This window comes from Nocardioides pantholopis, assembly GCF_003710085.1.
GTDB lineage: Bacteria > Actinomycetota > Actinomycetes > Propionibacteriales > Nocardioidaceae > Nocardioides > Nocardioides pantholopis.
Genome location: NZ_CP033324.1, coordinates 1829725 through 1850724 on the forward strand (window position 1 = coordinate 1829725; position 21000 = coordinate 1850724).

The window sequence follows — 21000 nt, forward strand, 5'->3', positions numbered from 1 at the left end:
GTGGGGGCGTGGCAGCGGTGCCGGCGCCCCTCGCGCCGTACGTCACCTCGGTGGTGGCCTACGACGTGCGCTCGGGTGCGCCCGGGACCCACCGCGGGCTGCCCTCGGGCTCGCTGACCCTGGTGCTGCCGGTGGGCGACCCGCTCGACGTCGGCTGGAGCGGGGCGCCGCAGAGCCGGGCGCGGCACTGGTCGACGCTGGCCGGGCTGAGCAGCCGCGCGGCGCAGATCCACCACGGCGGCACCCAGGTCGGCGTGCAACTGGCGCTGAGCCCGGCGGGCGCGCGAGCGCTGCTCGGGGTCCCGGCCGCCGCGCTGGCGGGGGAGATCGTCGAGCTGCCCGACGTCGTCCCGGCGCTCGCGCACCTGCCGGAGCAGCTCGCGGAGACCCCCGCGGCCCGGCGCGCCGGCGTGGTCCTGCGCGCCCTGGCCCGGGTGGGCCGCAGCGAGCTCCGGCCCCGCGCCGACGTGGGCCTGGCCCTGGCCCAGCTCACCCGCGGCGTCCCGGTCGGGGCGGTCGCCGAGGAGGTCGGCCTCAGCCGACGCCACCTCACGACGCTGGTGCGTGCGGAGTGCGGGCTGGCGCCCAAGGAGCTGCAGCGGGTCAGCCGGCTCGAGGCCTCGCGAGACGCGCTGCGCGCCGGCCGGCGGCTGGCCGACGTCGCCGCGGCGTGCGGGTACGCCGACCAGGCGCACCTGACGCGGGACTGGACGGCCCTGGCCGGCTGCACCCCGACCACCTGGCTGCGCGAGGAGTTCCCATTCGTCCAAGACCTCGGCGGGGGAGTCGGGGCAGAGTCGGGGCCATGACTCAGACGAGCACGGCAGCGAACGTGAGAATGTGGCACACCATGTCCGTCCGGGACGCCGATGCGATGATCGCGTGGCTCTCCGCGGTGGGGTTCGTGGAGCACGCGACGTACCGCGACCAGGCCGACCCGTCGGTCGTCGTGCACGCCGAGTGGCTGTGGCCGGGTGGTGGCGGACTGATGTTCGGGTCCCAGCGGCCGGACGCGGCTGTCGACAACGTCGGCGGCTCGGCGGCGTACCTGGTCGCGGACGACCCGGACGCCGTCTTCGAGGCGGCGCTCGCCGCCGGCGGCACGGTGCAGCGGGCGATGGAGGACCAGGACTACGGCGGACGCGGCGGCAGCGTCGCCGACCCCGAGGGCAACCACTGGTCGTTCGGCAGCTACCAGCCCTCCTGAGCCACGCCGCGGCCCGGCGCCCGGGCCCGGTAGCCTTGGCCGGTCCAGCAGGTGCGAGGCAGGGAGTGACGTGGCGCAACCAGCGAGCGGGGCCGTGCAGCTCACCGGTCCCGTCGAGGTCGTCGGCGCCGGGCTGTTGGGTGCCTCCATCGGCCTGGCCTGCCGGCGGGCCGGCATCGACGTGGTCCTCAGCGACATCTCCTCCGAGCACCTGCGCACCGCCTCCGGGCTCGGCGCCGGGCGCGCCCGGACCGAGGCCGACCGCCCCCAGCTGGTCGTCGTCGCCGTGCCGCCCGACCACCTCGGCGAGGTCATCGCGGCGGCCCTGGACGCCAGCGCCGACACCGGCGCGGTGGTCACCGACGTCGGCTCGGTGAAGGCCGGCCCCCTCGCCGCCCTCGCCGACCACCCCGAGGCGGCCCGGTACGTCGGCAGCCACCCGATGGCCGGCAGCGAGCAGTCCGGCCCGCTGACCGCGACCGCGGCGCTCTTCGACGGCCGCCCCTGGGCGATCACCCCGCACCCGGACTCGGCGGTGGACGCCGTCGAGCTGGTCGAGGAGCTGGTCCGGCTGTGTGGCGGGGTGCCGGTGTGGCTGACCCCTGGCGAGCACGACCGCGCCGTCGCGCGCACCTCCCACGTGCCGCACCTGCTGGCGTCCCTGGTCGCGGCCCGGCTGGCCGACGCCCCGGAGAACCACCTCGCGCTGTCCGGGCAGGGGGTCCGGGACGTCACCCGGGTCGCCGCCGGCGACCCGGGGCTCTACGGCCAGATCGTCTCGGCGAACGCCGAGGCGGTGCTGGACCTGCTCGGCGAGGTCCGCGACGAGCTGGAGCGGGTCATCGACGCCGTCGGCCGGCGCGACCGCGGCAGCCTGGAGACCCTGCTGGCCCGCGGCGCGGCCGGGACCCGGGCGATCCCCGGCAAGCACGGCGGGCCGCCGCGGCCGATGCGCTCGGTGTGGGTCTCGGTCCCCGACCACGCCGGCGAGCTGGCCCGGCTGCTGGCCGACGCGGTCGCCAGCGAGGTCAACATCGAGGACATCCGCATCGACCACGACCCGGCCCGGCCGGTCGGGCTCGTGGAGCTCGTCGTCGAGGAGTCGCGCGCCGAGCACCTGCTCGGGTCCCTGGAATCTCGCGGCTGGGCCACGCAACGGTAGGCTGCCGCCCCGTGAGCAACGCGATCGTGGTGGCGGTGGACGGACCGTCGGGCTCGGGCAAGTCGAGCACGTCGCGCGGGGTGGCCGTGCGGCTGGGTCTGCGCTACCTGGACACCGGCGCGATGTTCCGTGCGATGACCTGGGCGATGCTGGAGGCCGGCGTCCCGGTGGAGGACGCCGAGGCGGTCGCCGGCCGGGCCGTGGAGCCGACGATCGTGTCCGGCACCGACCCGCTGGCCCCGACGATCACCGTCGACGGCGTCGACGTGGCCGAGGCGATCCGGGGCGAGGCCGTGACCCGGGCCGTGTCGCCGGTCAGCGCCGTCCCCGACGTACGCGCGCGGCTGCTGGAACTGCAGCGCGAGGTCATCCGGCAGGCAGTCCTCGACGGGCCCGGCATCGTCGTCGAGGGCCGCGACATCGGCTCGGTCGTCGCCCCGGACGCCCCGGTGAAGGTGTACCTGACCGCCGACCCGGCTGCCCGGGCCGCGCGCCGCGCCGCCGAGGAGGGTGGCAGCGACCTCGCCGCGACCCAGCAGTCGCTGCTGGCCCGCGACCGGATCGACTCCGGACGGAAGACCGCCCCGCTGGTGCAGGCCGACGGCGCCGTCCACATCGACACCACGGGGTACACGCTCGACGAGGTGATCGACCAGGTCGTGGACCTGGTGAGAGCCGTCGAGTGAGCCCCGGGAATGAGTTCCGGATGAGCAGCGCGACCGACCACCGCGCGCTGCCGCGCAGTGACCGCACCCGGTTCCCGTGGCGGTTCCTCCTGCACGGGCTGCGGCCGGTGTCCAGGGGGTTGGTGGGGCGCCGCTACGAGGTGCACGTGCACGGCGCGGACCTGGTGCCGCCGACCGGGCCGGTGATCTTCGCGGCCAACCACGTCGGGGTGATGGACGGGCCGCTGCTCGCGATGTTCGCGCCCCGGCCCGTGCACGCGCTGACCAAGGTGGAGATGTTCCGCGGCCCCGTGGGGCGCTTCCTGCTGTTCTCCGGGCAGATCCCGCTGGACCGCTTCCGCAGCGACCCGGGCGCGGTGAAGGCCTGCCTGCGGGTGCTGCGCGACGGCGCCACGATGGGCATCTTCCCCGAGGGCCAGCGCGGCACCGGCGAGCTCGAGCGGTTCCACCGCGGGGCGGCGTACTTCGCGCTCGTCTCCGGGGCGCCGGTCGTGCCGGTGGTCTTCTTCGGCACCCGCGACCCGGGCGGCACCAGTGGCTCGCTGCCGCACCGGGGCGCCCGCATCGACATCGTCCTGGGCGCGCCGTACACGGTCCCGGCGGCGCCGTGGCCACGCACCAAGGAACAAGTGGAGCACACCTCGATGTTGCTCAGAGAGCATCTGCTGGTCCATCTCGACCACGCCAAGGCCCTCACCGGCCGCACCCTGCCCGGCCCGTTGCCGGCCGGGGACTCAGACCCGGATCCCGCGACCGGCGTCACCGACCAAGGAGCACCATGACCGACGACCTGCCCGACCACGACCCCACCGCCGGTACCGGCGAGGACGGGAGCGGGTCCGGACCGGTGCCGGTTCTCGCCGTCGTCGGTCGCCCCAACGTCGGGAAGTCGACGCTGGTGAACCGGATCATCGGGCGCCGCGAGGCCGTGGTGGAGGACATCCCCGGCGTCACCCGCGACCGGGTCTCCTACGACGCCCACTGGAACGGGCGTGCGTTCACGGTCGTCGACACCGGCGGCTGGGACCCGGACGCCCGGGGGCTCGCCCACGCGATCGCCGCCCAGGCCGAGATGGCCGTGAGCCTCGCGGACGCGGTGCTCTTCGTCGTGGACGCGACCGTCGGGATCACCGACTCCGACGAGGCGGTGGTCCGGATCCTGCGTCAGTCCGGGAAGCCGGTCGTGCTGGCCGCGAACAAGGTCGACGACCAGCGCACCGAGGCCGAGGCCTACGGCCTGTGGAACCTGGGCCTGGGGGAGCCGTTCCCGGTCTCGGCGCTGCACGGCCGCGGCTCTGGAGACATGCTCGACGCCGTGCTCGCCGCGCTGCCCGAGCCGCCGCCGGAGCAGGACCGCGTCTCCGGCGGGCCGCGCCGGATCGCGATCGTCGGCAAGCCGAACGTCGGCAAGTCCTCGCTGCTCAACCGGCTGGCGGGGGAGGAGCGGGTCGTCGTCGACAACGTCGCCGGCACCACCGTGGACCCTGTGGACGAGCTGATCGAGCTCGGCGGCCGCACCTGGCGGTTCATCGACACCGCGGGCATCCGCAAGCGCGTCAAGACCGCCTCGGGCCACGAGTACTACGCCTCGCTGCGCACCAACACCGCCATCGACCGGGCGGAGGTCGCGGTCCTGGTCCTCGACGGTGGGGAGCAGATCTCCGAGCAGGACATGCGGATCATCCAGACCATCCGCGACGCCGGCCGGGCCCTGGTCATCGCGTTCAACAAGTGGGATCTCGTCGATGAGGAGCGCCGCTACTACCTCGAGCGCGAGATCGAGCGTGACCTGGTGCAGGTGCAGTGGGCCCCGCGGATCAACATCACCGCCCGCACCGGCTGGCACGTCGACCGGCTGGTGCCGGCCCTCGACAAGGCCCTGGCGGGCTGGGAGACCCGGATCGGCACCGGGGCGCTCAACACGTTCCTGGGCCGCCTGGTCGCCGAGCACCCGCACCCGGTCCGGGGCGGCAAGCAGGCCAAGATCCTGTTCGGCACCCAGGTCGGCGTCGCCCCGCCGACGTTCGTGCTGTTCACCAGCGGCAAGCTCGAGGCGTCCTACGAGCGCTTCATCGAGCGCCGGCTGCGCGAGGAGTTCGGCTTCGTCGGCACCCCGATCATCCTCCAGCAGCGGCCGCGGGAGAAGCGCAAGCGCTGAGGTCCGGGGCGGGCTCGGTGCCGCTCCGGGTCCGGGCGAAAAACTGGTGGGGTCTGGCCGGCCCTGACGAACAACTGGTGGGGACGGGGCGATTCGGAGGCCGAGAATCGCCCCGTCCCCACCTGTTCTTTCGGGGGGCGGTCCGCCAGCGAACCAGGTCGCATTGCGGACAGCCGCTGACCGCTGGCGGTCCTAGGGTCGAGGCATGACCGACAGTGAGACCCAGACCCGTGGCACGCCCGACCCGGCCGTCAGCCTGAACGACGAGCGCAGCGTCCTCCTGGAGGCGCTGCGCCAGCATCGGACCCTGTTCCGGGTCACCGTCCAGGGGCTCGATGACGACCAGGCGCGGCTGCGGCCGACCGCCAGCGAGCTGTCCCTCGGCGGGCTCATCAAGCACGTGTGCGCCGTCGAGGCGGAGTGGGCGCGCTTCGTCGTCGAGGGGCCGGCGGACGGCCCGGGCGTCGACTGGGCGAACATCGACTGGAGCAACCCTCCGGCGGAGGTCGTCGCGCACCAGGACGGCTTCATCATGCGCGAGGACGAGACGCTGCCGGGCCTGCTGGCGGCGTACGACGAGGTGGCGGCGGCGACGGACGCCCTGGTCGCGTCCGTCGACCTCGACACCCGGTGGCCGCTGCCCGAGGCGCCGTGGTTCGAGTCCGGCAAGTCCTGGTCGGCCCGGCGGGCCTTCCTCCACATCGTCGCGGAGACCGCCCAGCACGCCGGCCACGCCGACATCCTGCGGGAGACGCTGGACGGGCAGAAGACGATGGGCTGACCGCCTGGCCGTGGCGCCACCCGATTCCGGGTCCCGGCGGAGTCTGCGGTAGTGTTCACGCGGTTCGCCGGGGAAGCTACCGGGAACCATCGGGCTGTAGCGCAGCTTGGTAGCGCACTTGACTGGGGGTCAAGGGGTCGCAGGTTCAAATCCTGTCAGCCCGACCGAAGAAACTGCAGGTCAGAGGCCGTTTTCCGCTCCGGCGGGAGACGGCTTCTGTGCTTGTGGAGGCGTGTGGCCACACTTCGCCACAGGTTTCTTCCCTCGGTCGGGCCGCGGGAACCTCGCCCCGGGTGCTCGCCGAGCACCCTCCTCGGGCCATTCGTCTGGGCACAGACGAGAGGAACCCGAGCATGAGTGAGCAACCCCCTGGCACCCGGCGCCGGCTGCCCGGCCCCGGTGACGTGCCGTCGGCCCCGGCCGTGTCGTCCCCGGCCGGGCGCCGGGCGCGGCCGGACCGGCGGGTGAAGGTGGCGATCACCGTCACCGACGAGGACGGCGGCACCCGGCGCGCGTACTTCCGGGGCCGGACCCGGCGGGAGGCGCGGGCGAAGGCCGAGGAGGCGCGGCGCCGGGTCGCGGCCGGGGCTCCGGTGCGCGACTCCGAGCGGACCCTGGCCGAGTGGCTGGGGGAGTGGCGGCGCATCTTTCTGCGCGCCAGCGACCGGGCCGCGTCCACCAAGGCCCTCTACGCCGGGCTGACGATCCGCCACGTCGAGCCGGTGATCGGACAGGTGCGGCTGAGCCAGCTCAGGCCCACCGACGTGACCCGGCTGTTGCTGGCGATGGAGCAGGCGGGCAAGGCGGCCAGCACCCGCCGCAACGCCTATGCCGCGCTGCGGGCCGCGTTGGACGACGCGGTCGCCAACGGGCTGCTGGCCACCAACCCGGTGCTGCGGGTCAACCGGCCCCGCGGCATCCACCAGGAGGCCGCCAGCCTGACCTCCGAGGAGGTGGCGCGGCTGCTGGCCGGCGCCGCGGACCTGCGCTACGGGCCGGTGCTGCGCTTCATCCTGGGCACCGGGCTGCGCCGCGGCGAGGCCCTCGCGGCCCGCTGGGCCGACGTCGACCTGGACCGCGGCGAGCTCAAGGTCACCGGCTCCCTGGTCCGCCAAGCCGGACGGCTGCAGGTGATCGAGCCCGAGACCGCCCGCTCGCGGCGCACCGTGTCGCTGAGCCCGGCGATGCTGGAGCTGCTGCGCACCCACCGCAGCCGACAGAACCAGGAACGCCTGCGGGCCGCGAACCTCTGGGAGCAGACCGGGTTCGTGTTCACCACCGAGTTCGGCCATTCGGTGGATCCGCGCAACCTGCTGCGCACGGTCCGGCTGGCGTGCGCCCAGGCCGACCTGGCGGAGATCAGCGTGCACACGCTGCGCCACACCTACGCTACCGCCGCGCTGCTGCACGGGGTGCCGGTGCACGTGGTGAGCCGCAACCTGGGGCACTCCTCGATCGTGATCACCGTGGATACCTACGGCCACCTCACCGACGAGGCATCCCGGGCCGCGGCGGTCGCGGTCTCAGAGGCGCTGAACCTTTGAGGACACGTAGGCATCCAGGGAGGCCTGAAGTGCCCCGGTTCCCCGGACGGTCAGGGTTGGGTGGATGTGATCATGCTGCGGTCTCGGCGTGGGGTCCAGTAGGGCCGGTCAGGGCGGCTTGAGCCTCGTAGTCGGCGGGGCTGAGGTAGCCGAGGGTCGAGTGGCGCCGGGTCGGGTTGTAGAAGCCCTCGACGAAGGCGAAGATCGCGTTCGCCAGGCCTTCGCGGGTCGGCCATGTCGAGCGGTCCAGCAGCTCGGTCTGCAAGGTGGCGAAGGAGCTCTCGGCCACGGAGTTGTCGAAGCAGTCGCCGATGGATCCCATCGACCCGAGCAGCCCGGCGTCGCGGAGCCGGTGGCCGAAGGCCCAACTGGTGTAGGTCGACCCGTGATCGCTGTGGTGGATCGCGCCGGGGGCGGGGCGTCGGTTCCAGATCGCCATCTGCAGGGCGTCGACGACGAGCCCGGAGCGGATGTGGTCAGCGATCGACCAGCCCACGACGCGGCGGGAGAAGCAGTCGATGACGACCGCGAAGTAGAGCCACCCTTCGCTGGTGCGGTGCTGGGTGACGTCTGCGACGTAGAGGCGGTCCGGCGCATCAGGGGTGAAGTTGCGCTCCACCAGGTCCTGCGACGGCGTGGCCGCCTCGTCCCTGCGGGTGCACCCGCTCAGCCGGCGCCGGTGCACGCCCTGCACGCCGGTGTGGCGCATCAGCCGCTCCATCCGGCCGTGGCTGACGCACACGCCGTGACCGAGGACGAGCTCGGCATGGACACGGCGGTGGCCGTAGGTGCCGTAGGAGGCGGCGTCGACCTGGCGGATGGCCTCCATCAGGTGCGCCTGCTCCCACGCCCGCGCGCTGGCCGGCCGCCGGCGCCATTCGTAGTAGCCCGACGTCGAGACGTTCAGGACCCGGCAGGTCACCGCGACGGGAACCCCGTCCGCGGCGAGCTCACAGACCACCGGGAAGATCATTTTGGGAGGACGTTCTCCCGAGCGAAGTAGGCGCTGGCGCGCTTGAGGATCTCCACTTCCATCTCGAGCACCCGCTTGTCGCGGCGCAGCTGGACCAGCTCGGCGTGCTCATCGCTGGTCAAGCCCTCTTGCTTGCCCTCGTCAACATCGGCCTGTTTCTCCAACAGCGCAGACCGGACTCGGCGATGCCGAGATCCTTCGCGATCTGCGAGATCGGCTTCTCCCGCATCCGGGCCAGCTCGACTGCTCGGCGACGGAACTCAGGACTCTTCGGTGCCGGCATACGGACTCCTCTCGGGCGACCATCGTCGCCTCACTCAAGGTGTCCGGGCTACCGGGGGCACTCCAAATCACAGCTAGCGGTTTCGATTGATCGGGGCATCGGGCTCTGACGAACCCCGAGGCCAACAGGGGCTCCTGGCTCGCACGCCGCCGGATTGTGTCCTCCGCCACCCGTAGGGATGGGTTGTTGACGAAAGCCCACGGGCTCGCTGGGCGGTGGCTACCGTCACGGCCATGTCGCCTTCACGCGTCCGGTCCGCGCTTCGTTCGGACGGTCGCCGCAGGCGGCTCCTGCCCCTTCTGCTCGGAGCCCTGATCGGGGTCGTCGGTCTGGTCGTCGTCCCGGCGCCGGCCTTCGCGGCACCTGCGAACGACAACTTCGCGGACGCCCAGGTCCTGACCGGTGCCCCCGTGACCGTCACCGGCAGCAACGCCGCCGCGACAAAGGAGTCGGGGGAGCCGGGCCACGCGGACAACGCCGGCGGCAAGTCGATCTGGTTCTCCTGGACGGCGCCGGACGACGGGAGCGTGGACGTCGACCTCGCCGGCAGCGCCTTCGACACGCTGCTGGCGGTCTACACCGGGGAGTCCGTCGGCAACCTCGTCCTCATCGGCTCGGTGGACGACGACTCCGCGACCGGCAGCCGACAGGGTCGGATGTCGTTCCCGGTCGTCGCTGGCACGACGTACCGGATCGCCGTCGACGGGTACGACGGGGTCTCCGGCTCCGTCAAGATCGCGCTCGACTTCGGCATCGCCACCACCGGGGTCATCTCCGGCCAGGTCGTGGACGGACAGCATGTCGGCCTGGGCCTGGTCTGCGTCGTGGCATACGGGGAGGACGGAATGGGGGCCGGGTACGCCGTGACGGACGCCGCGGGCCACTATCGCGTGAACGAGCTCGCGCCCGGGACCTACCGCGCGGGCTTCAACGACTGCGGCTCCGGCATCGTCGAGGAGTTCTACCCCGACGCGGAGATCTACGAGCTGGCGCAGCCTGTCACGGTCGTCGTTGCCCAGGAGACGGTCGTCGACGCCGAGGTCGCCTTCGCCGACGAGCCCTCGACCGTCCAGCCTGTGGTCTCGGGCCGGGTCACCGACACCGCCGGCAACCCCCTCGCGGGCGTCTGCGTGAACGTGACCCTGGACCAGACCAACACCAGCTGGCAGGTGCGCACCGACGGTGACGGCCGCTACCGGGTCGACGTCGATCCCGGCCTGTTCGTCACGCAGTTCACCTCGTGTGGGGACCAGCCCTACGTCATGGACCAGTGGTACGACGGAGCGACGTTCGAGACCGCGGACGTCTTCATGGCGTCAATGGGCCGCGAGACCACCGGTATCGACGCCCGGATGGTCTTCGGTGGCAAGGTGCGCGGCACGGTCACCGATGACGACGGCGTCGGCTTGGAGCTGGTCTGCGTCGACCTGCTGGACGCCACCGGCGAGCGCGTGCTGGACCCGGTCGTCACCTACAGCGGCGGCAACTACGCGTTCGAGAACGTGTTGTCAGGGACGTACTTCGTGGGGTTCCGCAACTGCCGCGACATCGGCCCGTTCGCGGACGAGTACTACCAGGACGCGGACACCTTCGCCGAGGCGACGCCGGTCGTGGTCCCCTCCGGTGCCAGCGTCGTCGCGGACGGTGTGCTCGAGCGCATCGCGCCCCCCGACACGGTGATCCTCACCGGCCCGGCGGAAGGCGCCACGATCGCCAGCACGTCGACGACGTTCACCTTTGCCGGCGACCCGGCCGAGGCCGCGCTCTCGTTCGTGTGTCAGATCGACTCCCGGGCCTGGTCGGTGTGCACCAACCCGAGGACATTCACCGGCCTGAGCCAGGGCCAGCACACCTTCCGCGTGTACGCCGTCGGGCGCGGCGGCGTCGAGGACGTGACCGAGGCGGAACGGACCTTCCGCGTCGACACGTCGGCGCCGAACACGTTCCTCGACTCCGGTCCTGCGGCCGACTCCACGATCACGACCCGGACGGCGACCTTCGTGTTCCGGGGCACGGCGGGCGACACCGCGAAGCTGCAGTGCCAGCTCGACACCGCGGAGTGGGCGGACTGCGCGAGCCCGCTGAGCCTGACCGGCCTGGCCGAGGGGGCGCACACGATGCGCGTCCGGGCACAGGACGCGGTCGGCAACCAGGACCAGTCACCGGTGAGCCGTGCGTTCACGGTCGACACCATGGCCCCGGACACGACCATCGGCTCGGGCCCGACCGGTGCCGTCGCCGTTGACGCGGCCACGTTCGAGTTCCACGGCACTGCCGCTGACACGGCCAAGATCCAATGCCAGGTCGACGGTGCCGCCTGGGCGGACTGCACGAGCCCGCTGGAGCTGACCGGTCTCGACGAGGGCGACCACACGGTCTCATTCCGGGCACAGGACGCGGTCGGCAACCAGGACCAGACTCCGGCGACCGCTGAGTTCACGGTCGACACGATCGCTCCCGAGACCGTGGTGGACTCCGGCCCGACCGGGGTGATCGCGGCGGACGAGGCGACGTACGAGTTCCACGGGACCGAGGGCGACACCGCCACGCTGCAATGCCGCCTCGATGACGCTGCGTGGGCCGACTGCAGCAGTCCGCTGGAGCTGACCGACCTCGACGAGGGCGACCACACGGTGGAGTTCCGCGCCGAGGACGTGGTCGGCAACCAGGACCAGTCGCCGGCGACCGCTGAGATCACGGTCGACACGGTCGCGCCCGAGACCGTCGTGGACTCCGGCCCGACCGGGGTGATCGCCACGCACGAGGCGACGTACGAGTTCCACGGGACCGAGGGCGACACCGCGACGCTGCAGTGCCGCGTCGACGACGCTGCGTGGGCCGACTGCGAGAGCCCGGCCACGTTCGAGGAGCTGGCCGAGGGTGACCACACGGTCGCGTTCCGCGCCGTGGACGCGGCGGGCAACCAGGACCAGACCCCGGCCAGCCGTTCCTTCACGGTCGACACCGTGGCCCCGGACACGACCATCGGCTCGGGCCCGACCGGTGCCGTCGCCGTTGACGCGGCCACGTTCGAGTTCCACGGCACTGCCGCTGACACGGCCAAGATGCAATGCCAGGTCGACGGTGCCGCCTGGGCGGACTGCACGAGCCCGCTGGAGCTGACCGGTCTCGACGAGGGCGACCACACGGTCTCATTCCGGGCACAGGACGCGGTCGGCAACCAGGACCAGACTCCGGCCAGCCGTTCCTTCACGGTCGACACCGTGGCCCCGGACACGACCATCGGCTCCGGACCGACCGGGGCGATCGCGGCGGACACGGCGACGTACGAGTTCCACGGGACCGAGGGCGACACCGCCACGCTGCAATGCCGCCTCGATGACGCTGCGTGGGCCGACTGCGAGAGCCCGGCCACGTTCGAGGAGCTGGCCGAGGGCGACCACACCGTCGCGTTCCGCGCCGTGGACGCGGCGGGCAACCAGGACCAGACCCCGGCCAGCCGTTCCTTCACGGTCGACACCGACGCGCCGGACACCGTGGTGGACGCCGGCCCGACCGGGGTGATCGCGGCGGACGAGGCGACGTACGAGTTCCACGGGACCGAGGGCGACACCGCCACGCTGCAATGCCGCGTCGACGACGAGTCCTGGGCCGTCTGCAGCAGTCCGCTGGAGCTGACCGACCTCGACGAGGGCGATCACACGGTGGAGTTCCGCGCCGAGGACGTGGTCGGCAACCAGGACCAGTCGCCGGCGACCGCTGAGATCACGGTCGACACGGTCGCGCCCGAGACCGTCGTGGACTCCGGCCCGACCGGGGTGATCGCCACGGACGCGGCGACGTACGGCTTCCACGGGACCGTCGACGACACGGACAAGATCCAGTGCCGGGTCGACGACGCAGCGTGGACGGAATGCATCAGCCCGGCCACGTTCGCCGACCTGGGCGAGGGGCCGCACACGGTCGCGTTCCGGGCCCAGGACGCGGCCGGCAACCAGGACCAGACGCCGGTGACCCGGTCGGTCACGGTCGACACGGTCGCGCCCGACACCACGATCGACTCTGGCCCGGCCGCGGGCGCGACGATCGCGACCCGGTCCACTGCGTTCGCGTTCCACGGGACGGCCGGTGACACGGCGCGGCTCCAGTGCCGCACCGACGGCAGTGCCTGGGCCGACTGCACCAGCCCGATGACCCTCGCCGACCTGGCCGACGGCTCGCACGCAGTGGAGTTCCGCGCGATCGACGCCGCGGGCAACATCGACGCCAGCCCGGCGGCCCGGACGTTCCTGGTCCAGGTGCCGGTGGTCGTCGTATCCGCGCAGCCCCTGGCCAGCACGGGGCTCGTCCTCGACACCCCGCGGAAGGTCCGGGCCGGCAAGAAGGCGAAGCTCCGCGTCCAGCTGAGAGGGGTCGGCGCCGGCACAGTCGTGATCCGCGACGGGCGGAAGGTTGTCCGGACGATCGCGGTGAAGGGGCGCGCAACGGTGAAGCTGCGTCTCAAGCCTGGCAAGCACCGGCTGTCCGCGTCGTACGCCGGCAGCGCGACCGCCAAGCCTGCGACTTCAGCGGTCCGGACCGTCGTCGTCAAACGGGCTAAGAAGGGCTGAAATGGCGGGGAAGGGGCGCGGCTCCCGAGGACTCACATCGTGTGACGCCATGACCTTGTCATGTCGACACGGGGCGCGCTGCCGCAGTCGCTGCGGCAAACCGGATCGCTTCGCTCTGATCTGAGTCGGGGGGATAAAGGTGCGGTCCGACACGGACCTGCGTTGAGAACGACGAGACTCATGGTTCCGGCCTCGGGTCGAAGCGTGAGCGCCGAGGTGGTGGAGGAGGTGGCGGTGGCGGAGTTGGCTCGCGCCCCCGGATCCTGGCGAGTGCGATCTCTGGAATCTGCCCGTACCACTTAAGAGCGTCTACCGATCTGCCTTCGCGAGCCGATGCGATCGCGGGCAGCCAGAGGTAGCGCGGACAGGACCGGGAAGGTCGAGTTCGTCCCACAGATCGACGAGGAACGCGCCGTCGAGCCAGCGGATCATCTGCGGGGGACGCCCTCGGGGATCAGCACCTCGTAGGCATGCCGACGGTCGGTCCGGTCGGCCAGGTCCCACTCGCCCGGGGCTGTGTACTGCAGCAGGTCAGGCATCCCCAGGGTGTCGAAGCAGCCCGGTGTCGGCACCCGCCACAACAGGTTTGGCACCCAGAAGGCGGGGATCCCCGGCGGGTGATACTCCTCGAAGTCGATTGTCGACTGCAGCGTGAACTCCCAGCCCATCAAGCCCAGCAGACGTGCCGCGCCCTTCAGCGACGGTGACTTCAGCCCACGCTCGTATGCAATGACCGTCGCCTGGGACGTGCCACCCCGCCGAGCCACCTCAGCCTGATTCAGGCCGGCGGCCCGCGTTGCGACTTCGAGAAGGTGCGCGGGGTCTAAGGCCGACCGCGTTGCCCATCCGCGCGTGCTTGGTCGGGTAGGGCGAGAGCACACCAGCGCGACCTTCTTCTCCGCGTTCGGCACGTGCCGCAGCCGGGCGTGGTTGACCGCGATCTCGGCGACCCGGCGGCAGCGCTCGGGGTCGGCGACGTAGCGGGGCAGGCCGTCGGCGCCGATCTCCTTGAACGAGAACGGCGCGGTGATCCGGCCGTCGAACTCGGGGATCGCGATCTGGCTGGCCGAGTCCAGCGGGGTGACGCCGTCGTCGTTGGCCGCGCACTCCGCGCGGCTGCTGGTCAGGCACAGGCCCTGGAGCACCGGGAGGTCCAGGGCGGCGATGCGCTCGACGTCCCAGGCCTCGTCGTCGCCGCCGGCGCTGGCCGACGCGGGCACGCTGCCGCCCGCGGCGAGCACGGTGAGGACGAGGGCGTCGAGGGTGCCGAGGGCCTCGAAGAGGTCGTCGGGGGCGCTGCGCAGCGAGCCGGCGAAGATCGGGACGCCGGTCGCCCGGCCGGTCGCGTCGACGGCATCGGCCAGCGCGTGGGCGAAGGCGGTGTGCCGCTGGCCTGGTGGGCCCGGTAGTAGAGGACCCCGATCCGCGGCAGGCTCTGGTGAAGGGGGTTGGCGCCGGTCGGTACGGCGCGCTCGGCGAGGCCCCACGCGGGGATCTCCTCCGGCGGCGCGAAGCCGGCACCGGTGAGCAGCACGGTGTCGGAGAGGAACGCGTGCAGCTGGGCCAGGTTGCCCGGACCTCCCTCGGCCAGGTAGCGGTGGGCCTGCGCCGCGGTCCCGATCGGGACGCTGGAGAGCTCCATCAGCTCGGCGCTGGGCTGCTGCTCCCCGCCGAGCACGCCCAGCGGCGTGCCGGCAGGGCGGAGCTGGGCGAGCCCGTCCCAGAGGTCGTGCGGAGAGCCGAGATGGCGCACCACCACGAGGTCGGCCTCCTCGGTGACGGCGTCGAGTTCGCCGCCGGTGCCGCGGGTGGGGTTGGCGAGCGCGTAGCTCGCGTCACTCGCCCGCGCCGAGAGCAGGTCGCTGTCGGACGTGGAGAGCAGGCAGATGTGGGCAGACGCGGCCATGGCCGGGTTCCTCCCTCGGGGTTCTCGCCCCGTGTTGCGGTCGGATCGCCCTCGGCTCAGTGTCTGGCTGGCGGCCTCGAAAGGCCGGGTCACAGTGGCGGAACCGCCCCGGAGTCGCACCGGGTTCCTGCAGCGAGGGCGTGGGCCGCACCTACGGGAGGAGCCAGGGATTGGGGCAGCCGGCTGCCGGGCTGGTGGTCAACGCGGGTGGCGAAGAGGACGTTGCACATTAGGTGCTTGTCGAGCGGCGGCTTGTCGAGTAAGTCAGCGAGGCCTCGGTAGCAACCCGGCGGTACGGCGCGGCCGTGCGGGATCACACTGCTGAGCACCGCTGCCGGGTGCTTGCAAACCTCGTCGCGGGGTGCGGACGGACTAGCCCGGCTCTGGCTGGCTGGCTGGCTGGCCGGCGGTGGCCACACTTGTGGCCACACTTCGTGCGAGAAACCCGACCGTTGCCGCCTGTTGTGCTCGTTAGCGCCTTGTTGCAAAGACCGGGTCTGACCTGGGGAAACGTCCGCCACGGGGTACTCTTGGCAACACAGTGATAGGCGCCCCAGACGGCCTGGGGGTCAAGGGGTCGCAGGTTCAAATCCTGTCAGCCCGACCGAAGAAACTGCAGGTCAGAGGCCGTTTTTCGCTCCTGCGGGAGACGGCTTCTGTGCTTGTGGAGCCGTGTGGCCACACTTCGCCACAGGTTTCCTCCTCGGTCGGGCCGCGGGAACCTCGCCCTTGGTGCTCGCCCCGGGTGCTCGCCCCCTTGGCGGCTCCCGGCGCCGGGTGCCGGACCCCGGCGACGTGCCGTCTGCTCGGCCGTGTCGTCTCCGGCCGGACGCCGGGCGCGGCCGGATCGGCGGGTGATGGTGGCGATCACCATCACCGACGAGGACGGCAGCACCCGGCGCGCCTTCTTCCGGGGCCGGACCCGACGCGAGGCGCGGGCGAAGGCCGAGGAGGCGCGGCGCCGGGTCGCGGCCGGGGCTCCGGTGCGCGACTCCGAGCGGACCCTGGCCGAGTGGCTGGGGGAGTGGCGGCGCATCTTTCTGCGCGCCAGCGACCGGGCCGCGTCCACCAGGAGCCTCTCCGGGCTGACGATCCGCCACGCGTCGCTCGATGACTTGACCGGCCTGAAACAGACTCATGGCCGGGGACTCGAGGACGCACTCGTGAGGATCCGGAACCCGGCCCACGCTCATCGGCATGACCACGCGCATCGCGGCGGATCCAGGCAGTTCAGCGGAGGCAGAGCGCAAAGCCGCCGGGAGCCAGCGATGCAGGCCGGCGGTCTGCTGCGTGCTCGGGCCGGGGGCGAGGCGGTCGTCGTCATTGACCGACGATGATGCCCAGCGCGCCGAACCCGGAGATGAGAACCAGGGCGATGGCCAGCGGGCCGAGCGCGCGCGGCGCCTCCATCTCCTCGTTCCCACGGATGGCGCGGTTGTTCTGCCGCCAGCGCAACCAGCCGGTGAGACTGACCCACGCCCCGACGGCCACCAGGAGTGCGCCGAGCCAGATCCGGACGAGTTGGGGGACGTCGCTGGGCAGCCCCAGAACGCCGAGCCCGGTCACGTCGAGGGCCAGCGCGGTGCGGGTGTAGGCCAGGAAGGTCCGCTCGTTGGCGAGGAGGAATCGGTAGTCGACGGTCATGGGAGCTCCGGGGCCGAGGAGGACGGGTACGACGGGGTGGGGCGACGCGGGGACGCCCGGACCGAGGCGCCTCGAGGTGCCAGAATCCCGCAGAGCTGACGGGGGACAACTGCACCGGTTCGTCCCGGTTCGATCCGGGCGGCGGTGGGCACACTGTCGGCGTCATCTCTGAGAGAGGAGCCAGGATGGCCACGGACGGCGACGGCCGGTTGGTGTTTCTCGGTGCGCCGACTGCTGCCGCGGCCTATGGGCCCGGGCAGGACCTCACCCCGGCCCGGCTGCGCACGGCAGGTCTGATGGACGCGCTCGGTGCCGTCCACTCCGGCCTCGAGGACCTGGGAGACGTCCCTCGACGCGAACATAGGCGGGATGCCGGGAACGAACGTGCGCGAAACCTCCAGGACGTAGTCGCCGCCTCCCGAGATGTGGCAGCACGGCTGCGCCAGCCGCTCGCAGCGGGAAGCAGAGCTCTGGTGCTGGGTGGTGACTGCACCGTGGAGATCGGCGTCGTAGCGGCGGCGGTTGCCGCGGTCGACCGGGTGGGCCTGGTCTACGTCGACTACGACGCTGACCTGAACGTGCCGGACACCGCCGACGGCCGGCTGGACTGGATGGGTGTGGCGCACCTGCTCGACCTCGACGGAACCGAGTCGTCCCTGGCCGGCATGGGCCCCCGCCGGCCTCTCCTCGAGCCCGCGGACATCCGTCTCCTGGGTGCGACGAACGTGACCGACTTCGAGCGCGGGCAGATCCGGCGTGACTCGCTCCACGTCGAGGGGGTCGAGCTGCTCAAAGCCGACGTGGCCACGGTCACCGAACGCACCCGCGCGTGGGCCAGCGAGTACGACGTAGTCCTCATCCACGTGGATGCCGATGTCCTGGACTTCGACGACTTCGCCGTGGCAGAGAACACCCGTCGCGTCGACGGCCTGACGCTGGCGGAGCTGAGGCGCCTCGTGGAGCAACTGGCGGCCATCCCCCAGGCCCGAACGCTGACGTTGGCCGAGGTCAATCTGGATCACGCCGCGGACCGCGCCCGCGCGGACCGCGAGCTGATCCTGCTCATGGCCCAGGTCGCGGCGGCCTGGAACGGCTGAACCTCCACCTCGGTGGAGGTTCAGCCGCCGTTGCGGACACGGTGGACACGGTGGGCGCGTCGGGGGCGCCGGGGTCGGCGGGGTTGTCGCCACCGGAATCAGGGCTTGCCTGCCGCTGTCCTCGGGTCAGACAACCCCCCGGGTGCTCCTTGCGAGCGGCCCTCCGCGCGAAGCCGCTCGTAGAAGGGCTGGTGATACCCGACGTAGGCATCGGCGATCGCCTGGAGCGAGGCAGGCAGCGGTACCGCCGCCGTGGCAGTGAACCCGGTGCTCGACGCGACCTCGTCGTGCCATCCCTGCGAGGCATGCTGCCACTCGTCCAGCGGGCCGGCGGACCACCGGAGAGCCTCGGGGTCGAAGGCGATGCCGACGTGGTCGCAGTAGCACCTGACGGTCTCGACGGGCCTGGCGACCAACTGGTCGCCGTCGAGGATGTTCGGGCGGGTGCCGGTGAGCCCCGTGATGGTCTCGTGGAGCTCTACGAGGTGCTCGAAACCGACGGCCGCGAGACCTGCCCGTGGATCGACGCGGAGGTGGGATGCGACCACGTCACGCGGGTTGCGGATCATCAGGGTGTGGGTGGCTGCCCGCAAGAACACCTCGTCCGTCAGGACGGCCGGGTATCGGAAGTCCATGGTGTCCTTGAAGAACAGCGGACGGTCCTGGGCGAGCTCGAGAAGGGCCGTCTTCACCTCGCCCGGAGAGTGGCATCGGGTCTCGCCGACGGAGACCTCGCCGAAGTCGGTGACCCGGGAGAACGGCTCGTGGACGACCGTGTAGTCGCGGCGTTCGGTCATCATGCGCAGGAACGCCGTGGATCGGGCGCGAGGGACGCTCCACAGCGCCAGGAGACGGGGGACGGACGAGGAAGTCATCAGACACCTCCGGTGTTCATCGGGGCAATCGGGTCTCGAGGATGGTGAGGGCGTCGTGGAGCACCCGGGTGCTGGAGAGCAGCTCCCGGACTTGCAACTGCTCCTCGTCGCTGTGGTCGAGGGCAGCGTCACCGGGGCCGTAGGTGGCCATCGGCACCTGCCACACCTCGGCGAGCGTGTTCATGTCGGAGGTCCCGGTCTTCACCTGGTGCCGGCTCCGACCGTCGGCACGTGCGATGGCCGCGCTCAGGGCGGAGACGACGGGGTCGTTGCGCCGCACGCGGACCGCGTCGACGGCATTGATGACCGACACCTCGCCGCCAGCGCTCTGGTCCTCGACCCACGAGACCAGGTCGGCCACTCCCAGCCCGGGAGGGGTTCGGAATGACAGCGAGCACCGGGCCGCGTGGCAGTCGCCGTGGAGGGAGGTGACCGCGAGGCTGACCTTCTTGAAGCTGCTGTTGCCGGCAGTCCCGTAGAGGTCCAGGACTCGAGCGCAGAACGTGAGCATGTCCTCGCTGGCCTGCGGCCCCGGGTGTGCCGGGTGGCGCGCGGGTGTCCTGACGGCGTACTCGAGATCGAGCTTGCCCTTGTAACCCAACGTGATCGCGTCCCAGCCGGACGGCTCGCCGATGACGACTGCGTCCGGCGGCGGCAGGTGCTCGCGAATCCACATCGCCCCCCGGGAACAAGGCGTCTCCTCCTCCACAGCACCGACGACGCCTACGCGCAGACCGTCAGGTCGACGCTGTGCGGCGTAGCGGGCCGCCGCTGCGAGCATGGCCACGAGCGGCCCTTTCGCATCCACGCTGCCGCGACCGTGGAGCACGCCGTCGGCGAGCGACGCGGAGGGGCCGCCGGGCACCGTGTCGATGTGACCGAGCAGCAGGACGGTCGGGCTGCCTGTGGGGTCCGCGGCCGTCCACGCCTGAGCGTTGCCCGCGTCGTCGATAAAGGCCTCCAGCCCCCACTCGCGCGCGATCTCGACGAACAGGCACGCCGCGAGCGCCTCCTGGCGAGACGGCGAGGGAGTCCGCACCAGTGCGAGAGCGGCGTCGGTGACCGCGGCGTCGACGGGGGTGCGACCGGTCCCGCGCGGTTGCCCGTCCGAGGGCTCGGGTCGGGGCCGGCCGGGTCCGCCTGCGGTCCGCCGGCCCGCTCGCTCGCTGCTCGTCATGATGCCGACCTCGTCCCCGGGGCGCCTCGGGACGACCCGGCGACGCCCGGCAGGCCGTTCCGGATCCCGGGACCGGCGTACCCCTCCCGGCACTCGATGACGGTGCCCGCGCCTTGGAGAGCGGCTTGGACCGGTCGGGGCCGACGGCCGTCGCTGATGTGGACCCGCGGGACTCCTCCGGCGATCGCCTCGCCGGCGGCGATGAGCTTCATGCGCATCCCGCCGCGGGCCAGGACCCCGTCGATCGCGCCACGTCCGTCGAGTGCCTCGGCGTCGAGCCGGCTCAGGCAACTGGACGGATCGGACGGGTCGGACAGCAGCCCTGGTGCGGAGGTGAGGAGGATGAGGCGGTCGGCGTCAGTGGCGCTCGCGACGTTGGCCGCCAGGCGGTCTGCGTCGACGTTGACGACCTCGCCCTCGACCGTGAGGGCGGGCGGCGAGAGCACCGGGACCAGCCCCAGGTCGTGGATGCCGGCCAGGACGTCGGCCTCCACCTGCTCGATGCGGCCGGCGAGGTTGTCACGGACGACGACGCGTCGACCGTCCACGACGGCGCGGACGGTGCCCTTGCGGCGCGCGCGGACCAGGCCGGCGTCCAGCGCGCTCATCGACAGCGCCCGCACGTGGGCCTTGTGCAGGCTCACGACGAGCTGCGGCTTGACCTCTCCGAGGAGGGCCAGTCGGACGGACCGCAGGGTCTCTGCGTCCGTGTAGCGGGTCTCGGTGCCGTCGGGAGCGTGCAGACGACGACCCGGGATCCCGAGGCGAGCCCCGATGGCGTCGATGGCAGCGGATCCTCCGTGCACGAGCGTGACGGTGTCCCCTGCAGCGACGTGGGCAGCCACATCTAGGGCTACCTGGTCGAAGTCGACGTCTCCGTGGCCTCCGCACTTGATCACGAGCTTCATTCCGCGTCCTGCCTCTCGGTCCTTGGGG

Annotated in this window: 18 protein-coding genes, 1 tRNA gene and 1 riboswitch; of the genes, 12 read left to right on the plus strand and 7 right to left on the minus strand. The window is 72.1% G+C overall.

Translation table 11 applies throughout. The annotated features are described in order from the left end of the window. Positions 1–8: 8 nt before the first annotated feature. The 9 genes from EBO35_RS08760 (at position 9) to EBO35_RS08800 (ending at position 7538) form a co-directional block, all read left to right on the plus strand. Positions 9–809 (plus strand): helix-turn-helix domain-containing protein, encoded by an 801-nt coding sequence (locus tag EBO35_RS08760; RefSeq protein WP_206422717.1) that lies wholly within the window; start codon positions 9–11, stop codon positions 807–809. Positions 810–850: 41 nt separating this feature from the next. Then, positions 851–1207 (plus strand): VOC family protein, encoded by a 357-nt coding sequence (locus tag EBO35_RS08765; RefSeq protein WP_206422718.1) that lies wholly within the window; start codon positions 851–853, stop codon positions 1205–1207. Positions 1208–1277: 70 nt separating this feature from the next. Next, complete coding sequence (locus EBO35_RS08770) at positions 1278–2369, plus strand: prephenate dehydrogenase (RefSeq protein ID WP_241153934.1); 1092 nt, start codon at positions 1278–1280, stop codon at positions 2367–2369. 11 nt (positions 2370–2380) lie between these two features. Next, entirely contained in the window at positions 2381–3055 is a 675-nt protein-coding gene (gene cmk / locus EBO35_RS08775; protein WP_122817374.1) for a (d)CMP kinase, read from the plus strand. A gap of 20 nt (positions 3056–3075) precedes the next feature. After that, complete coding sequence (locus EBO35_RS08780) at positions 3076–3837, plus strand: lysophospholipid acyltransferase family protein (protein ID WP_122817375.1); 762 nt, start codon at positions 3076–3078, stop codon at positions 3835–3837. Next, on the plus strand, positions 3834–5213 hold the full coding sequence (gene der, locus EBO35_RS08785; protein ID WP_122817376.1) for a ribosome biogenesis GTPase Der: 1380 nt from the start codon (positions 3834–3836) through the stop codon (positions 5211–5213). The genes EBO35_RS08780 and der overlap by 4 nt, the downstream gene beginning before the upstream one ends. A gap of 205 nt (positions 5214–5418) precedes the next feature. Further along, positions 5419–5994 (plus strand): DinB family protein, encoded by a 576-nt coding sequence (locus tag EBO35_RS08790; RefSeq protein WP_122817377.1) that lies wholly within the window; start codon positions 5419–5421, stop codon positions 5992–5994. A 90-nt stretch (positions 5995–6084) separates the two neighbouring features. Next, positions 6085–6158, plus strand: a tRNA-Pro gene (locus EBO35_RS08795). A gap of 189 nt (positions 6159–6347) precedes the next feature. Further along, entirely contained in the window at positions 6348–7538 is a 1191-nt protein-coding gene (locus EBO35_RS08800; protein WP_122817378.1) for a tyrosine-type recombinase/integrase, read from the plus strand. 70 nt (positions 7539–7608) lie between these two features. On the opposite strand, the gene EBO35_RS08805 is transcribed toward EBO35_RS08800, so the two are convergent. Further along, positions 7609–8511, minus strand: coding sequence for an IS3 family transposase (locus EBO35_RS08805; RefSeq protein WP_122817379.1), 903 nt, complete (start codon positions 8509–8511; stop codon positions 7609–7611). Further along, positions 8508–8633, minus strand: coding sequence for a hypothetical protein (locus EBO35_RS20165; protein WP_263457648.1), 126 nt, complete (start codon positions 8631–8633; stop codon positions 8508–8510). Before EBO35_RS20165 ends, EBO35_RS08805 begins: the two co-directional genes overlap by 4 nt. Positions 8634–9027: 394 nt before the next feature. Between EBO35_RS20165 and EBO35_RS08815 the strand changes: the two genes are divergently transcribed. After that, positions 9028–13365, plus strand: coding sequence for an Ig-like domain-containing protein (locus EBO35_RS08815; RefSeq protein ID WP_122817381.1), 4338 nt, complete (start codon positions 9028–9030; stop codon positions 13363–13365). Positions 13366–13793: 428 nt separating this feature from the next. On the opposite strand, the gene EBO35_RS19960 is transcribed toward EBO35_RS08815, so the two are convergent. Continuing rightward, positions 13794–14852 (minus strand): helix-turn-helix domain-containing protein, encoded by a 1059-nt coding sequence (locus EBO35_RS19960; RefSeq protein WP_241153935.1) that lies wholly within the window; start codon positions 14850–14852, stop codon positions 13794–13796. A 476-nt stretch (positions 14853–15328) separates the two neighbouring features. Next, positions 15329–15401: riboswitch (cobalamin riboswitch) on the minus strand. A gap of 724 nt (positions 15402–16125) precedes the next feature. Between EBO35_RS19960 and EBO35_RS08830 the strand changes: the two genes are divergently transcribed. Beyond that, the gene (locus EBO35_RS08830) at positions 16126–16608 is read left to right on the plus strand and encodes a hypothetical protein (protein WP_122817383.1); all 483 of its coding nucleotides are present in this window, start codon (positions 16126–16128) and stop codon (positions 16606–16608) included. Here EBO35_RS08830 and EBO35_RS08835 read toward each other — a convergent pair. Next, a complete protein-coding gene (locus tag EBO35_RS08835; RefSeq protein ID WP_122817384.1) occupies positions 16592–16915 on the minus strand; it encodes a YidH family protein in 324 nt (107 codons plus the stop codon). The genes EBO35_RS08830 and EBO35_RS08835 overlap by 17 nt on opposite strands. 185 nt (positions 16916–17100) lie before the next feature. Between EBO35_RS08835 and EBO35_RS08840 the strand changes: the two genes are divergently transcribed. Continuing rightward, positions 17101–18012 carry an arginase family protein gene (locus tag EBO35_RS08840; RefSeq protein ID WP_122817385.1) on the plus strand — a complete coding sequence of 304 codons (912 nt, stop codon included), beginning with the start codon at positions 17101–17103 and terminating at the stop codon, positions 18010–18012. A gap of 98 nt (positions 18013–18110) precedes the next feature. Here the strand turns inward: EBO35_RS08840 and EBO35_RS08845 are convergent, their stop codons facing one another. The 3 genes from EBO35_RS08845 to EBO35_RS08855 are packed head-to-tail and all read right to left on the minus strand — an operon-like array spanning position 18111 to position 20972. Further along, complete coding sequence (locus tag EBO35_RS08845) at positions 18111–18887, minus strand: sulfotransferase-like domain-containing protein (protein ID WP_206516087.1); 777 nt, start codon at positions 18885–18887, stop codon at positions 18111–18113. Positions 18888–18903: 16 nt separating this feature from the next. Further along, positions 18904–20064: a M20/M25/M40 family metallo-hydrolase gene (locus tag EBO35_RS08850; protein WP_122817386.1), complete on the minus strand. Its 1161-nt coding sequence runs from the start codon at positions 20062–20064 to the stop codon at positions 18904–18906. Further along, positions 20061–20972: a [LysW]-aminoadipate kinase gene (locus EBO35_RS08855; RefSeq protein ID WP_122817387.1), complete on the minus strand. Its 912-nt coding sequence runs from the start codon at positions 20970–20972 to the stop codon at positions 20061–20063. The genes EBO35_RS08850 and EBO35_RS08855 overlap by 4 nt, the downstream gene beginning before the upstream one ends. Between the last annotated feature and the right edge of the window lie 28 nt (positions 20973–21000).